The following is a 14,995-nucleotide window of genomic DNA, read 5'->3' on the forward strand; positions in this document are numbered from 1 at the left end:
CCAAACATATGTGGCGGACCCAACCGGTGCCCGTATCGCCCGTGCGCCTTCCGCACCTCAGTAATAGCTGGGACCTCTCAATGGCCGCGTTACTACCAAAGTGCGCACTCGACCACAGGGGGTATGTGACAGCTGACTGTGGGCTGCTCCCGAATGCGTGAATCAATGCTTCCAATCAGTCCGCACGGTTTCAGCGTTTTCCAGTGCGTGCCGCAAACGCTGGTTCTTCAGCAGTAGTCCAGCCAGGAGCTGCTGCAGGCGAAGGATCTCTACCTTCAGCGATGCGCGATCCTGATGGACGTGGTGTCTGGATGAAGCGGGCTGGCATCTCGCTGGGATAGGTAAACGGGCCGAGCGACTTTGTACTGCTCAATTTTGCAGGCGCCAAGTATTTGTGGGGATGTAACGAAGGCGTGATTGGCACGTCAGTGGCGTGCATCTGGAGTTTCCAGGGCAACTAGGCTATTTCCAGATGGTATCGAGCAGAAGGAGGCGACGCAGTTGCTGATTGCGTGTGTATCGAATTAGGCCGCGGTCCTGCACCTGCGGTATGCGCTCCCAATAACCGCTTAGAAAGCCGCGCATCAGGCCGACAGAGCCGACCAGGAAAGGGTGCTTTATGCTTCGTGCGGTGCACTTCAGAAGCATAAAAAGAGGATGATAGCCAGCTATGTAGTTGGCGCGGCCGTCTTTGACAGCGTTATTCCAGGCACCATCGGCTGCGCCCGTGTAGCGGTGATGCAGCAAGCGAAAGTCGGGGAAGCTGCGCGTCGTCCAACCGAGCATGTTCGCCTTTAGCTCATCCACGGTATCCCAACCGGGGGCGCGCATGAGGCCTCCAATATCTTCCCAGCACTCGCGTCTGTAGATCTTGGTGGCTCCACGGACGTGAAACGTGGGGCTCTTTTCGAGTGTGACTCCCCCATTCAGTTCATGGTAGATGCCTCCGCCCCCGATCCCGAGTCGAGGATCATTCGCGAATTCGGCAAAGCATTTCGCGAAGTAGTCAGGCGAGAAACTGAGGTCTCCATCAAGCTTTATGATGAAATTCCAGTCGCTACAGGCGATGCGTGAATAACCATCGTAAAACGCATCAATTTCTCCTCCTGCGGAGTTGCGAAAACCCCGGTCGTTCCGATGGCAGACGGTGATCCAGGGATAAAGCTGCGCGTAGTGGTCCATGATTTCTCCAGTCCGGTCGCGCGAGCCATCGTCCATGAGAATCCATTGGATCGGAAGAATGCTTTGTTGGAGGACCGAGAGGACAGTTCGTTCAAGGTAATCTTCTTCGTCACGAGCGGGTGTGATGATGATGTATTTTGTCATATAGAACCCCAAGAGTTATGCGTTCGCCACGCGTTCACAGGTGAAGGCGTCGACGATATCCAGGTATTCCTGTTTGCATGCGTCCCAGGTGTTCTCCTTTACATACATGTAAGTCGTCGAATTGAGGACTTATAGGACATTGCACACCGTCTGATAGTTCACGTAACTGCAAGTCCATGGCCAAACTGAAAGCGCGATCTCTTTCACTTCGCGGCCTTACGAGAGCAGTAGGGGTTCGGCGCTCTGTAGTACCTTGAGATGCTTGCAGTATGCTTGCGAGTAGCGCGACAAGCGGATAGCCGCGATTGGCATGCGAACGTATGCAAGAGTTGGGGACGAGTTGCAGCGACTTGCAACAAATCGATGCTTCCCACGAATCCTAATTCCTGGTGTTCCGAGGGCCTGCTTGTTGCTTTCAAAGTAACTCGGCAACCATGGTGTCGCGAAAGAAGGTACTTGTTGCCATCATTCGTCGGTTGTGTTTTAGTGTCTGCCATGTATATCGACTTGGAGACACGAGGCCTGCCGTCGGTCTTCCGATCGGATATCTGTGTGGTCGGTGGCGGAGTCGCGGGCATTCTGCTCGCCTCGCGCTTAGGACAAAGCGGTAGGAATGTCCATCTACTGGAGGCCGGGGGGCTTGAGTTCGAGGAGCGAAGCCAGAGGCTCTACCGCACAGAGATCGCGGGTGAGCCGCACTCCGGCGTTGAGGAAGGCCGCTTCCGCACATTTGGAGGATCCTCGACCCGCTGGGCAGGCCAGTTGCTCCCTTTCACAGAGGATGTACTTCATCCCGACAGTCGGCTAGGCATGCCTATCTGGCCCATCGAACTGGCTGAGCTCGAGCCTTATTATCTTGAGGTGCAGAAGGTGATGGGCGTTTCGACATCTCCATTCTCCGACGAACTGCTTAGAGAATTTAAGTGCGAGCTTCCCTTTCAGTCCTCCCGAGTAAGGCTGCGTTTTTCCAAATGCGCTCCCTTCGTGAGGAGAAACCTGTCGATGACTCTGGGCAAGCAATGTCTCGCCTCAAGCAACGTTACCGTCTTCACACATGCAAATGCTCTCTCTATTGACGTGAATGGAAATGGAGAATTCGCGCTGGGTGTGACTGCCACCAATTATGGCGGAGTGAGATATGAATTTTTCGCCAATCAGTTTGTGATCTGCACCGGGACGATCGAGGCATCGCGCCTGCTGCTGGCGTCCACGGCGGTATGTCCACAGGGGGTAGGGAATTGCCGAGGGCAGGTGGGACGTTACTTTCACGATCATGTGGAGGTGCGAGCGGCGGAGATTGCTCCCGAGGACAGAAAGCGAGTGATTCGGGCGTTTGCTCCATACGTGAGAGATGGCACGTCCTACAGGGCGAAACTCGAGGCGACCGCGGAGTTGCGAATTGAGAGAAGCCTTCTTTCAGTCTCAGCACAGTTCGCGATAGAAGAACCATCGGGTTCCGGTGCGGACCTGATCAGGAGAGTGCTTCGCGGGATCCAGCAGGGGCGTCTAAACCGGGACCTTCGACGAGATATGTTAGGCGTGCCTGCTGCATCCAGGGAGATAGTGAACCTGGCCATTGCGGCAAAGCTTCGCAATCGAAGATTTGTCTCCAGGGCAGCAAGCGTCGTCCTGGACATCGATGTGGAACAGAAGCCCGACTGCGAGAGCCGTATACGCCTGGGCGAGGAATGGGACGCCCTCGGGATGCGCAAAGCAATCCTCGATTGGCGAATATCGGGCGACGAGCGTGCGAGCATCCGTTGCTATGTGCAGGAGCTTGACGGACTCTTCCGCGAATATGGTCTGGCGAACATACACTGGACGCCGCAGGCTCAGGGGGAAGGTGATTGCTGGGAACTCGCCAACCGTAGGGATACGTTTCACATGATGGGAGGAACCAGGATGGGCGCTGATCCGTCGACCAGCGTCGTGGACAGCTCTCTGAAGGTCCATGGCCTCAGGAATCTCTATGTTGTAAGCTGCAGCGTCTTTCCGAGTGGAGGGAGTTCCAATCCTACCTTCACCATGATGGCCCTGGCCCTCCGGCTAGCGGACCGGCTTCAAGTCGACAGGGACACCGCTCGTTAGTCGAGTGCACCGGATCTCGTGGCCAAGTTATGCTCCCTTCCGGTTTGCCTTTCGATCTGCGTTTAGCGGCCCGCGCTCAAAGCAACCCAGCCCTTCAGACGCACGCTCTCCTTCCCCTGAAGTCTATGCCACCAGCATGAAGCGCCTCTTTAGATCGAGACCGCTCATCATCCAGCAGACGCAGCCGGCGACGTGGATGAGGCGAGAACATCGCCTCATCCACTAAGTTGGTAAAGCTTCTCCCCTGTGCGCCCGAACTCTTCTTCCGCAACGCCTGCAGATTAGAAATTATGTGTATTTAAAGTGTTCGGCGTCGATCCTCAGTACTCTTTCTACCTGGCCTAGCCTCTGCCACAACCTTCCGGGAGTTTGCCGCGGCGAGTGCCTCTCATTTGCCGCGCTGGGATCGGCGCCGTAATTCCGGGCTGCGTCATCAACCAAGCCAGCGCTACACGGGGCCGGGTCATCCCTGTGCATTGGCCACTTCGTCCAGCGTCGCGACCACCCCCAGGAACACAGAGTTTCGAGGCGGGAAGTTCCATACGCGACGGCGTATCCTGCCGTATGCAAGCCAGCGTAGGCCGCTCCGATAGCGAGGCCGTCCCGGAAGCTGTGAAGGATCAGCATGCCAGTGCCTGTGCCCCCTATGACTCGCCGCTCCAAGTCCTGCGATTGCCAGCGCTGCGTCAGTGCATCCAGCCCGTTTCAAAGATGTAGAAGATGAAGTACGAGGCGAGCATCATCCCCAGCACCCCGGCGCTGGTAAGTCCGCATTGCACGCCGAGGCCGATGGCCTCCGGAAGCAGAGATAGTGTCCCTTGGTGGGCGCTGACCTTTAGAGCAGGCTGGTTACAATAGTTGATTCTGCCGCGCGGGCTGATCTGCGGCCAGCCGTGCGAGCCAATCGGCATCAGCACTCAGATCCGGCACCGATGCGTGCCACAGACGGGCAATATGAGCAGTTACATGTGCGACGGAAAAACTGACGCCGCGCAGGTTACGTTCGCGTGGGATGCCATCGATATCGAGCGGATATGGGCAAGCCGCGACGTGAGGCGTAGGCAATGCTATAAAGCGCGTAGATTGGCGCGGGCAACTAGGATCTTCTGCTACTCCGATTACGGTGGGAAGTGAGCCGGGAAGCATCGGGGTTTCATTTGCCTGGTACGCCGAGACAACGACGGTTCCATGGTTATGGGCTCGCTCGACGGCTGCGGCGAAGTGGGACAGATGGTCATGGTTGGCAGTTCCGAGACTGAGATTGATAATGTTGATCCGTTGCTGCAGACACCAGTCGATGGCATTGAGAACAATGGCAAGTGAGGTCGCGAGGCGGGATTCAAAGATTTTGACGGCGAAGATATCAGCGTCCGGAGCCAGTTGCTGGAGAAGCGCACAGATGGCGGTGCCGTGACCCAGGTTGTCCCGGAAACCGTCAGTCTGGCCTTCGGGTGTAATGGTGACACCACCTGCGATGGAGCTCCGGATATGCGGGTGATTGACGAAGACTCCGCTATCAAGAATGGCAATACGAAGGCGCCCCTTCATACGAAAGCCTCCTGAGGCTGATGAGAGGCAGCATCTGAAAAGTGGTGCGAGACGTATCCGGGCGTATTGAGAAGTTCGTCGGGACGGCCTTGTTGAACGACGCGCCCCTGATCGAGGACGACGACATGATCCGCTGTCTCGACGAGAGAACGACGGTGGGTGATTACAGTGATCGTAGTGGACCGGAGGACCGAGGCAAGCTTGTCCGTCACGAGTGCTTCAGTACGCGGATCGACCGCAGAGGTGGGCTCATCAAGAAGAAGGATGGCGGGCTTGCGAAGGAGAGGACGAGCCAGGGCGATGCATTGGAGCTCGCCGACGGAGAGGGTTGAACCACGTTCGCCGATCATTGTTTCGTAACCGTTGGGCAGAGAAGCGATAAAGTTGTGAATGCCGGCCTGAATGGAGGCTTCGCGGACTGGTGTTTCCGTTGCGGACGGATTGGCGTAAGTGATGTTCTCACGGACGGTAGCGTGAAATAGATAGGGTGTTTGTTCCACGATAGCAATGGATGAACGAAGATCGGTAAGCGAGAGATCGCGAATGTCGGTGCCATCGATAGTGATAGCGCCGCTTTGAACGTCGAAGAAACGGACGAGCAGGCCTCCCAGGGTGGACTTGCCTGATCCACTCGCACCTACGATGGCGCAGATGGTGTGTCGGGGAACGGTAAAGGAGACGTTTTGGAGGACGGAAACCTGCGACGTATAACGAAAGCCTACATCCCTAAAACGAATTTCGTGGGTGAAGGCGGGAAAGGATGATGAAGATGGTGGATCGGAGACCTCAACGGGAACGTCGAGAACCTCGAAGACACGCGCCAGAGAGACTCCGCCAGTAAGCAGGCTGGTATAGACGCCGAGAAGGTTCTGTACAGGTGAGAGTAGCTTGACGTGGTAAGCCATGAAGGCTACAAATGCGCCAAGCGTGAGTTGGTGTTCGATTACGAGTTTGCCGCCGTAGAGGAAGACGGTGGCTGTGGAGAGCATAAGAACCGTGCCTGGAAGTCCACTTGCGAGGAACGACGTCATCTGCATCGAGATGAGAGAACTCACGAAGGCATCGTTATGGGCGGCGAATCGGTCAGCTTCGCGTTTCTGTGCGCCAGTGGAAACGATGAGACGCATCCCCATGATGCTTTCGATAAGTAGCTGCCCAGATTTGCACTTCGTTGCCGGAGTTCGAAAGTAAAGTGTGTGAGGCGTCGTTGATAGTGTCGCAGTGCAAGGATGCTGAACGGAAGCAGGATGAGGCTGGCAATGGTAAGGCGAGGATTGAGCCAGACCATGATAGCGAGGCTGCCTACCAGGAAAAGAACATTGGAGAAGATGGAGAGAATGTATCCGCACAAATGCGTTGTACCTCCCCAATGTCATCGTTGATACGGGAGACGATGTCGCCAAGCCGAGGTGCAAACGTCACCCGAAAAGGATGCTTCGATACTTGAAGGTGAACTCTGCTGTAAGCAGATTATGTAGCAGAAGATTGATTGATTGTCTATAGGTGACTCGGTGCTCCTGGTTTTTTGTTTGTCGAACTATCCCTTCAGTTGTCATTTTCCCTTTCCGAGCGCGCTGAAAACAACTGTTTTCAAGTATTGGAATTCGGAAATTAGCGCGTGAATCTACATCCCGGAATCGGTCCCCAGGATCGGGCTTCTTCCAGAGAAGCCCGTACCACAGATCACGATTTATTAGTGTTCTGGATGGTAATCTTGCATCCGGCGATTCGCTTAAAACGGGGCATCGCAATTCGGTGCGACGAGAGTTACGATGCCTATACGCAAAGGACGAGGATCCGTTTCTTCCTGGGTCGATCCATATCCCTATTGCTTGTGCAGTGGGCGGTGTGTAAGCCTTGTCGCACCAATCACTAAACTGCAGCCGAGCAACGGCGGACAGAACGATCAAGAGGCAAAGGGTTCTAGAAAACATGACCATGAAACTCCTAACATGGGCGGCGCTCTCGGCGATGTGTCTATCAGCAGCGGGCCAACAACATCGAGCACCTGCCACTCCGCTGGTCACGAATGACCCCTTCTTCAGTTTGTGGTCTATGGGCGACAAATTGACGGACGTACCGGTAAAGCATTGGACCGAAGTCGCGCAACCCATGCTGGGGCTCATCCGGATCGACGGAACGACGTATCGTTGGATGGGGACGATGCCACGTGGCTATTTCGGAATGCCAGCAGTAGAGGCTATGCAGCAGGTGTCGGTCGAAGTGACGCCATTGCATTCGAAATATCGTTTTACGGCAGGCGGACTGGAGTTGGGCGTGACCTTCTTCACGCCGTTGTTTCCTAAGGATCTTGACGTTATGTCGCGGCCAGTTACATATTTGAGCTGGAGTGCGAGATCAATCGACGGAAAACAACACCAAGCGGATCTGATGCTGGACGTAGATCCATTGATTGCAGTCGACCAGCCGAGACAGCAGGTGACCTGGTCCCGAAGTCGTGCCCCAGGTCTGACGCTTCTCAACGTAGGATCACGCGACCAACAGACGCTCCATCAGTCCGGAGACCGGGTTCGAATCGATTGGGGATACTTTCGGCTTGCAGTTCCAGACTCGGCACTGGCGACGACATCGATGGCATATAGTGGCGTTCCCACGTTCGTTACTTCGGGTAATCTTCCTGATACGGACGACTCTTCTATGCCACTTCCCGCCGCAGGACGAGAGCGCGCAGCTCATCTTTCGACGAGACTTCCGCTGGGATTGATTGGGGCATCGCGAGTGGAACGCCATGTTGAGCTGGCGTATACAGAAGGTTATGCAATCGAATACCTCGGACGCCGGCTTCGCCCGTACTGGCAACGTAATGGCATGACGGAGGCTGTAATGCTGGCTACCGCCGAGAAAGAGTATGCACAGCTCGAAGAACGTGGCGAGAGGTTCGATGCAGATACAACAGCACAGATGGAGAAGATTGGTGGACCAGATTATAGATATCTGACCTCGTTGCTGTTCCGCCAGACGATTGCCGCGCACAAGCTCGTAGCCGATGTCGATGGTACACCTATGTTTTTTTCGAAGGAAAATGATAGCAATGGTTGTATTGATACAGTAGATGTCACATATCCATCATCGCCATTCTTCCTACTCTTCAATCCAAAATTACTTGAGGCGCAACTGGAACCGCTTATGCGTTATGCTGCTCTTCCGCGATGGCGCTTTCCTTTTGCACCTCATGACCTGGGAACCTATCCATTGGCCAATGGACAGGTATATGGGGGAGGGGAAGAGAACGAAGAAGATCAGATGCCAGTCGAGGAAAGCGGTAACTTGATCATCATGGTTGCGGCACTCGAACGTCGGGAAGAGAATTGGGAGTTCGCCAAGCGTTACATGCCACAATTAAAGCAGTGGGCAGACTATCTTGAGAAAAAAGGCATGGATCCAGAGAACCAGCTAAGCACTGATGACTTTGCTGGCCATCTGGCGCACAATACGAATCTATCGATTAAGGCGATTGAGGCCCTTGGAGCATTTGTTCAGATTGCCCGCGGCGTCGGTGATACGGAACTCGCTGACCGGTACGAACGGATCGTGAGCAGGCTCCCCGAGCAATGGGAAAAGATGGCAATCGACGGCGATCACTATAAGCTCGCATTCGATCAGCCGGGCACCTGGAGTCAGAAGTACAACCTTGTGTGGGATGATCTCCTGGATCTTCATCTTTTCCCGAAGAGGGTGATGAATACTGAGTGGGACTTTTATAGTCGGCAAATGAAGCAATATGGATTGCCTCTGGACAATCGAAAGACAATCACGAAATTGGATTGGGAAGTCTGGACAGCAAGTTTAGCCAGCAAGCCCGAGCAGTTTCAGGACCTGATTCACCGGCTTGTGGTGTGGGCGGACGAAACCCCTTCACGAACTCCCACGACCGATTTTTATGACACGGTGAGTGGCAAAGAGATTGCGTTTCAAGCAAGATCAGTGGTGGGCGGAGTATTTATCAAGGCACTCATGCATGCCAATACAAAAAACTGACGGATTCTTTCCGCCTATGGATGTAGACCTAAAGAATTTCAGAATGCATTACAAAGCTATTCCGCAAGCTGTTACCTAATTCCGCAGCTGTCACTTAATGAAGATGAATGGGTTTAGGAGTTCTCTTGCATAGCGGGTTGACATTTAGGACACCAATAAGTTGATCTCGCTTGAATCCCCTGTTTGCGCATCAAGATTGTGGCTCCACAGCGTCTGCATTCATGGCCTTGACGACGATAGACCCATAGTCTCCCTTCGCTGCGCATGGTGTGTCTAGTTTGCCGTCCACCAGGGTAGGTGACGATACCGCCACCCTTACCGTCCATCACGTTTGCTTTCATAAAGCGGTTTGCAGTCTCTACAATTAGCTGCATCTCACAGAGGGATAATGTCTTCATAGGCCTGAATGGATTAATGCCAGCGGCGAATGCTACTTCGTTCTTGTAAACATTTCCAAGCCCGGAAATTACTTGTTGATTCAGCAGTGCGACGGCAACTTCAACCGCAGGTGCTTCGCGCGCATAGCGGACGAGCCTTTCAATGCCATTGTCGACGGCGAATTCTGTTGACAAGATATCCGGTCCTATTTTCTGGATATGGGGGTGTCGTGCCAAGGAGTGTGCCGTGTGAAATTCTGCCACCGGTACATTGAATGCTACTGCCTCCCATTCTGGCGTGCGAATTACTACGCGCATGCTACTGCGAGGTCTTCGCCATCGTTCTCGGGCGCGATAGAGATGCCAGCTTCCACTCATCAACATGTGAGTGAGGAGAATAAGGTCGCCACTAAAGTGAATCAGAAGCCATTTCCCTCGAGATTCAATTTTTTCAATGGTTCGTCCTTTCAATGGTGTGTCGTCGTCAATGCGAGCGAGTTTTGCCAACCCGGTCTCGAAGCCAGTAACGACCTGCCCTCCGATTGAACGTTGCAGGGCGCGAGCCGACCGGTAGATTGTGTCGCCTTCCGGCACTTCAGCCTCCTGTTCAGAGTCGCATTGGCAGTTTCTTCTTGTATCAGCTTTCCGAGCAAGTCCTGCGGGATGCAGCTTCAAGCCTTCATCACGCTACAGAATCTGCACCGTGCATGGAAGACGGGTTTCGCCTGATGTTGAATCCCATTGCGCCAGCGGTAAAGCCTGCATCCAGAAGAAAGCCGGCAATCCAGTGTTCCGCTACCAAAACTCCATTGATAGTGGCGATCAGGATGCCTGCGCGAACGTCTCCGTCTTCGCGACGGTCCTGGGATCGCTCAACAAAAAACGTTGCCAATGCTCTCGCAAAGTTCGACCTCTGAGGTTCTTCTTCAGGAATAAAGACCTGTAGATTGGGATTTCCTCGTCGTAGATAAGCGATAAGGGCACCATTTCCGAGAATGACCCGTGCGCCCACGCTTCGCGTGAGCGAAGATGACGCATCTCCGCCGGAGGGCCATCGCAGCAAAGCTCCATAAGGGTTCGCGGGATCGGTAGCTGCAAGCTGGATGATCTCCGAACGATCCATCTCTACTTCTGCCCGACCGCCCTGTCGGAGCGAACGAAGAAGATCGACAGCTGCAGGGAGGGCAAACTGGGTCGCGCCCAGATCGGCAGCGAAGTAACCCCGACGAATCCTGCCGCTCTCTTCCATTGCCTTCAGCACTTCGTAGATGACGGAAAAACCTCCTGGAATATTTTCTGCATGAGCCGTTTCGCGGAAGACAACACCGTAACGATTCAATAGCTGCTGTGTGGTGGTGTGTGTCCACGAAGTTAGTCGAGCGCCAGCATCCTGCTGGTCGAAGGCTGCCGGTTGAAGCGCCCAACGGCCTTGCCCTGTCGGTGGAGTTGTTCTGCGGGAACGAAAACGAGCCTGGTTATGTACCCGCCGGACAGCTTTCCTTGAATTGCCGGATCGCTCGCAATAGGCGCGCAGCGAGGCAAGACCGTCGTTGGTCAACATTCCTCTCCAGACCAGTGACCAGATCGCATCCAGAGTCTCACCGGGATATCCGCCGCCGATACCGTCGTGGAGGTTCTGAAACAACAAAGCCCCACGACTACGCAAATAATTAATGATCGACTCTTCGCGTTCGCTCAACGGTTCGCGATGTTCCCGAATTGGAGGCCACAACTGTGAGAGGTTCTCAGTTAGATAAAGGCCAACTCTACCATCGCGTTCCCCTAACGGCTCCATTCCAACCCATGCTATTTCTCCAGCTGCAATCAGGGTGTCTAAGTCGGAAGCTTTATAACCAATGAGCCGCGCCGGAAGTATCTCGGTTTCCAGAATAGAAGCCGGAATTGGTGTGCCCTGCAGGTTTTCAATGACATCCAACAACGCATCAAGGCCTCTACGCGGCTGTAGAACCCCTTGCCATCGGATAAAGAAGCGAGCAAGGGTTGTTTGCTCCACTGGCTCTACTTCTTTCCGGAGGCGAGCGAGGCTTTTGCGGCGGATGGATCGCAGCACGTCGTTATCGCACCATTCACGGTGAATTCCACTGGGACGGAATCCGCCCTCGACGATGCGTCCTGACTGTGTCAGTTTGTGGAGGATAGGTTCCACGGTTCTTATTGCGAGGCCAAATCGACCAGCGGCGTCCTGGGCGGTGAATGGTCCATGTGTTCGCGCGTAGCGGCGGAGAAGATCAGTTGCGGCTTCGGGAGTGGCCTGCAGAAAGGCCGTTGGAAGACCCGGGGGAAGGGGGATACCCAACGCGTCGCGATATCGAGCGGCATCTTCCACCGCGATGAAGCGCTTACTTCCGGAGATTTGAATCTCGATTGCCCGGCGGGCGCGAAGCAGACGTTGTACAGTCTCCGCTACAGCATCATCAGTGCATCGACTGCGAAGCTCCTCGCGACTGAGATCTCCAATTCGAAGCAAAAGATCATGCACCCCATCCACATTTCTTGCCTGGTAGCCGTCCGCGAGGCCTTGCAGTTGTTCTTCTGTCTGCTCGATTGCACTTAGGTCCAATAGTTCACGAAGATCAGCATCTCCCATCAACTCGCGGAGTTGATCCTGATCGATTGCGAGGGCTTGAGCGCGGCGTTCCGCAAGAGGGGCGTCTCCATCGTAGATATAGTTTGCGACGTAACTGAACAACAAGGCTGATGCGAAAGGAGAGGGCGTGCGAGATTCAATCGTGTGGACGCGCAGGCTGCGATTCGAGATAAGTCGCAACGTCTCGATGAGGGCAGGCATATCGAAGACATCGCGCATGCACTCACGATAAGTCTCCAGCAGAATGGGGAATGATGAGTAGCGGCTTGCAACGCTCAGGAGATCATACGCACGCTTCCTCTGCTGCCACAAAGGGCTTCTTCCATCTGCTCTTCGCCTTGGCAGCAAAAGGGCGCGCGCTGCGCTCTCGCGGAATTTTGCTGCGAACAGTGCGGTGGAGCCAAGCTGGCGTAGCACCAGATCCACTGCCTCGTCCGGCTCAAGAATAAGTTGTTCAACATCGGGTGCCAGCTCGGTATCTGGAAAACGAAGAACAAAACCATCATCGCTCCACATAGTCTCGACTTCTGGACCATTGGCCGCACGAAGCCTCGCGGTGGCCGCCATGGCCCAGGGCGCGTGAACCCTGCTACCAAAGGGCGTGAGCACACAGACGCGCCAGTCCCCAAGCTCATCGCGGACTTTCTCTATCACTATGTTACGGTCGTCGGGGACTACTACCGTTGCAATCTCCTGGTCAGCGAGATATCGCAAGACATTCTCGGCTGCGCGTGGGTCGAGATCGTGTTCTTCAGTCAGCCTTGTCATCGCGACATTGCGTGGCATTTCGCGGAGCTCTCGTATGAGAGCTCCTATCATTCGACCGAATTCCAGTGGCCTTCCAGCCTGATCTCCATGCCAGAACGGCATTTTGCCTGCTTCTCCGGGGGCCGGGGAGACGAGTACACGATCGTGCGTTATTTCTTCGATACGCCATGTTGAAGCCCCCAGGATGAAGGTGTCTCCGGTTCTGCTCTCAAAGACCATTTCCTCGTCGAGTTCCCCTACGCGCACCGGCTTTGTTCTTTCCCCTGCGAGAAAAACGCCGTATGTTCCCCTGTCTGGAATCGTTCCCCCGTTCAGGATTGCAATTCTCTTTGCGCCAATTCGGGGGGTAATCCAGTTTTTAGCTCTGTCCCAGGTGATTCGAGGACGCAGTTCTGCGAACTCGTCGGAAGGGTATCTGCCGGCTAACATGTCGAGAACCCCGTCGAAAACGGTTGGACTTAGGCCGGCGAATGGAGCGGCACCACGTACTAATCGGAACAGGTCAGAGTAGCTTATCCTTGGTCCTTCGTCCTCATCGAGCATTTTTTGTTTTGAGGCATACTCTATCCCGAGCGGAGGGTGAGCAACTATGGCGACGATCTGTTGAGCCAGAACGTCGAGGGGGTTACGTAGAAACCGTGTCGATTCGACGTGACCTTGGTGCATGGCGCGTGTCACGGAAGCGCAGGCAACGAGATCGGCTCGATATTTCGGGAAGATAATTCCCGCCGACGGAGCCCCAACGTGATGGCCTGAGCGGCCGATACGTTGCATTCCACTTGCGACAGATGGAGGGGCTTCAATCTGGACGACGAGATCGATAGCACCCATATCGATTCCAAGCTCCAAAGACGAGGTTGCAACAAGCGCTTTGATCCTGCCTGCCTTTAGGAGTTCCTCGATTTCGGCTCGCTGCGCTGCTGCCAATGAACCGTGGTGCGCCCTGGCAATTGATTCCCCTGCTAGCTCGTTCAGGGCGCCTGCCAAACGCTCTGCTACTCGACGCGCATTTACAAAAATGAGCGTTGACGTACGTTCACGGATAATCTCGAGCAGCCGCGGATAGATCGATTGCCAGATTGAGGTTCTCTTGGCGCCCTGGGAAGCTGGCCCACTTGGGTGGTCTTCGACTTGTCCCAGGCGTGCCATATCTTCGACGGGAACTTCGACCTTCAGATCCAACGCCTTTTTCACGCCCGCATTGATGATGGTGACGGCACGGAAAGGTATGGTTTCTGGTACCCCATCATTGTCCGAGGTACCCGCAGCCTCACTCAATACGGCCGAGGTCTCTTCATAAATTTTATTGCTTCGGATCTTTCGTCCTGCTAACTGTCTTGCGTGGGTGGGACTGATGGCTGCTCCACCCAGGAATCGTGCAACTTCTTCCAAAGGACGTTGTGTCGCCGACAGGCCGATTCGTTGGAGCGGCCTTCCAGCGAGAGCTTCCAGGCGTTCAAGAGAAAGGGCCAGATGAGCTCCGCGTTTCGTCGGAACGAGTGCGTGGATTTCATCAATGATGACAGTCTCCACGGACCTTAGTGATTCGCCCGCTTCCGAGGTTAAGAGAAGGTAGAGGCTCTCCGGGGTGGTAATAAGAATTTCACCCGGATGTTTTCGAAATCTCACCCTTTCTTTCTGGGGCGTGTCGCCAGTTCGAACGCTTATTTCGGGTGAGCGGGTTGGCACCCCTTCCTGTTTCGCCATGTTCGCTATTCCGACAAGTGGAGAACGAAGATTTCGTTCGACATCGGTGGCGAGGGCCTTCAAGGGGGAGATATATACAACCTTGCAACCATTTTCAATCTCTAAAGGCATCCTGAGCATCAACATGTCGAGGCACCAGAGAAAAGCGGTGAGGGTTTTCCCTGTTCCGGTGGGGGCAAGAATCAATGTGGACTCTCCCCGTGCGATTGCGGGCCAGCCTTCGATCTGAGGGGCCGTAGGAGCAGCGAACACAGCCCGAAACCATTTTGCGGTCACGGGGTGGAATAACTCGAGGACACCGCTCTGCTCTGTGCAATCGTCGACTGAATGACTGGATTGCAAAGATATCGGAGAAGTCTGTTTCTTCGGTTTGTGGGAGGTGTTGGCCATTTCGAAACAGTTCTTCCACCAAAAGTTGGATGCAATATTCGGACAATTGCCAACCAAGTGACTACTAACCAACGAGAGCGGCTCAGGTCGGAACCGTACGAACGTGCGGTTGGGGAAAAGAACAATTTCCTAAAGGCGAGCCTGATAATCAAGCAGACATGAACTGAATGCGCGTTTCTCTTTG

7 protein-coding genes and 1 pseudogene are annotated in these 14,995 nt (G+C 54.5%); 2 read left to right on the forward strand and 6 right to left on the reverse strand.

Features of this window, described 5'->3' with window-relative positions; translation table 11 throughout:
- Positions 1–462: 462 nt before the first annotated feature.
- The gene (locus tag BDD14_RS01465) at positions 463–1,326 is read right to left on the reverse strand and encodes a glycosyltransferase family 2 protein (protein WP_130417266.1); all 864 of its coding nucleotides are present in this window, start codon (positions 1,324–1,326) and stop codon (positions 463–465) included.
- A 495-nt stretch (positions 1,327–1,821) separates the two neighbouring features.
- Between BDD14_RS01465 and BDD14_RS01470 the strand changes: the two genes are divergently transcribed.
- Positions 1,822–3,414 carry a GMC oxidoreductase gene (locus tag BDD14_RS01470; RefSeq protein ID WP_165419871.1) on the forward strand — a complete coding sequence of 531 codons (1,593 nt, stop codon included), beginning with the start codon at positions 1,822–1,824 and terminating at the stop codon, positions 3,412–3,414.
- An 849-nt stretch (positions 3,415–4,263) separates the two neighbouring features.
- Here the strand turns inward: BDD14_RS01470 and BDD14_RS01480 are convergent.
- The 3 genes and pseudogenes from BDD14_RS01480 to BDD14_RS34190 form a co-directional block, all read right to left on the reverse strand.
- The gene (locus BDD14_RS01480) at positions 4,264–4,962 is read right to left on the reverse strand and encodes a S8 family serine peptidase (RefSeq protein ID WP_130417269.1); all 699 of its coding nucleotides are present in this window, start codon (positions 4,960–4,962) and stop codon (positions 4,264–4,266) included.
- The gene (locus tag BDD14_RS01485; RefSeq protein WP_423201777.1) at positions 4,959–5,867 is read right to left on the reverse strand and encodes an ABC transporter ATP-binding protein; all 909 of its coding nucleotides are present in this window, start codon (positions 5,865–5,867) and stop codon (positions 4,959–4,961) included. The genes BDD14_RS01480 and BDD14_RS01485 overlap by 4 nt, the downstream gene beginning before the upstream one ends.
- 33 nt (positions 5,868–5,900) lie before the next feature.
- Positions 5,901–6,250: pseudogene (locus BDD14_RS34190) on the reverse strand (ABC transporter transmembrane domain-containing protein); the annotation flags it as partial.
- A 683-nt stretch (positions 6,251–6,933) separates the two neighbouring features.
- Between BDD14_RS34190 and BDD14_RS01490 the strand changes: the two are divergent.
- Entirely contained in the window at positions 6,934–8,961 is a 2,028-nt protein-coding gene (locus BDD14_RS01490; RefSeq protein ID WP_242618212.1) for a glutaminase family protein, read from the forward strand.
- A gap of 113 nt (positions 8,962–9,074) precedes the next feature.
- Here the strand turns inward: BDD14_RS01490 and BDD14_RS01495 are convergent, their stop codons facing one another.
- Together BDD14_RS01495 and BDD14_RS01500 are read right to left on the reverse strand one after the other, a co-directional pair.
- Positions 9,075–9,932 (reverse strand): Fpg/Nei family DNA glycosylase, encoded by an 858-nt coding sequence (locus BDD14_RS01495; RefSeq protein ID WP_130417272.1) that lies wholly within the window; start codon positions 9,930–9,932, stop codon positions 9,075–9,077.
- Positions 9,933–10,020: 88 nt separating this feature from the next.
- Positions 10,021–14,811 (reverse strand): DNA glycosylase AlkZ-like family protein, encoded by a 4,791-nt coding sequence (locus BDD14_RS01500; RefSeq protein ID WP_130417273.1) that lies wholly within the window; start codon positions 14,809–14,811, stop codon positions 10,021–10,023.
- Positions 14,812–14,995 lie beyond the last annotated feature (184 nt).

The sequence above is a fragment of the Edaphobacter modestus genome, from assembly GCF_004217555.1.
In the GTDB taxonomy this organism is placed as follows: domain Bacteria; phylum Acidobacteriota; class Terriglobia; order Terriglobales; family Acidobacteriaceae; genus Edaphobacter; species Edaphobacter modestus.